Origin of the sequence: Stenotrophomonas sp. YIM B06876, assembly GCF_030711595.1 — a bacterium.
Taxonomy (GTDB): Bacteria; Pseudomonadota; Gammaproteobacteria; order Xanthomonadales; family Xanthomonadaceae; genus Stenotrophomonas.
The window spans coordinates 1-1,561 of the sequence record NZ_JAUJUJ010000183.1 but is presented as its reverse complement, the minus strand read 5'-3'; the positions used below and the strand labels follow the sequence as shown (position 1 = coordinate 1,561).

The window sequence follows — 1,561 nt, the reverse complement described above, 5'->3', positions numbered from 1 at the left end:
AGCTTTCGTTCTACATGCAGTGCCTGGGCGAGGAGGCGATCGCGGTGGCCCATGCGCTGGCGCTGGAGCCGGGCGACATGTGCTTTCCGACCTACCGCCAGCAGGGCCTGCTGCTCGCGCGCGAAGACATTCCCCTGGCCGAGATGATCTGCCAGCTCATGAGCAACGAGCGCGACCCGCTCAAGGGGCGGCAGCTGCCGGTCATGTACTCGTACAAGCGGGCCGGGTTCTTTTCGATCTCGGGCAACCTGGCGACGCAGTTCATCCAGGCCGTGGGCTGGGCCATGGCGTCGGCGATCCAGGGCGACACCAAAATAGCCTCGGGCTGGATCGGCGATGGCGCCACGGCCGAGTCCGACTTCCACACCGCGCTGACTTTCGCCCATGTGTACCGCGCGCCCGTCATCCTCAACGTGGTCAACAACCAGTGGGCCATCTCCACCTTCCAGTCGATTGCCGGCGGCGAGGGCACCACGTTCGCGGCGCGCGGCGTGGGCTGTGGCATCGCCTCGCTGCGCGTGGACGGCAACGATTTTCTGGCGATCTACGCGGCCTCGCGCTGGGCGGCGCAGCGCGCGCGCGACAACCATGGGCCGACGCTCATCGAATGGGTGACCTACCGGGGCGGGCCGCACTCGACCTCGGACGATCCGTCCAAATANCTGCGCGTGGACGGCAACGATTTTCTGGCGATCTACGCGGCCTCGCGCTGGGCGGCGCAGCGCGCGCGCGACAACCATGGGCCGACGCTCATCGAATGGGTGACCTACCGGGGCGGGCCGCACTCGACCTCGGACGATCCGTCCAAATACCGCCCGGCCGACGACTGGCAGCGCTTTCCGCTCGGCGATCCGATAGAGCGGCTCAAGCAGCACTTGATGGTCATCGGCGAGTGGACCGAGGAGCAGCACGCGCAGGCGCAGCAAGAACTCGAAGCCGAAGTGCTCGCCGCGCAGAAGGAGGCCGAGAGCCATGGCACGCTGCTCGACGGCCGCGTGGCCAGCGCGGCCTCGATGTTCGACGACGTCTACAAGGATCTGCCCGAGCACCTGCGCCGGCAGCGCCAGCAACTGGGGGTCTGAGCCATGGCGACGCAAGAACAAGACCCGGCGGTGGCGAGCGCCACCGTGCCCATGAGCATGATCCAGGCGCTGCGCTCAGGTCTGGACGTGATGATGGAGCGCGACGGCAACGTCATCGTCTACGGCCAGGACGTGGGCTATTTCGGCGGCGTGTTCCGCGTCACCGAGGGCCTGCAGGCCAAGTACGGCAAGGCGCGCTGCTTCGACGCGCCGATCTCCGAGGGCGGCATCGTCGGCACGGCCGTGGGCATGGGCGCCTACGGGCTGCGGCCGGTGGTCGAGATCCAGTTCGCCGACTATTTCTACCCGGCCATGGACCAGATCGTCTCCGAGGCGGCACGGCTGCGCTACCGCTCGGCGGGCGACTTCACCGCGCCCATCACCATCCGCATGCCCTGCGGCGGTGGCATCTACGGCGGGCAGACGCACAGCCAGAGCCCCGAGGCGCTCTTTGTGCATGTCTGCGGGCTGCGCACGGT

The 1,561-nt window shown here is 68.0% G+C and carries 1 protein-coding gene and 1 pseudogene; both read left to right on the top strand.

Annotated elements, in window-relative coordinates; translation table 11 throughout:
• Positions 1-1,082: thiamine pyrophosphate-dependent dehydrogenase E1 component subunit alpha (locus QZH66_RS19060; protein ID WP_345783859.1), on the top strand; the 1,082-nt coding region annotated here is incomplete at its 5' end.
• Between the two features lie 3 nt (positions 1,083-1,085).
• A pseudogene (locus QZH66_RS15880) lies at positions 1,086-1,561 on the top strand (alpha-ketoacid dehydrogenase subunit beta); the annotation flags it as partial.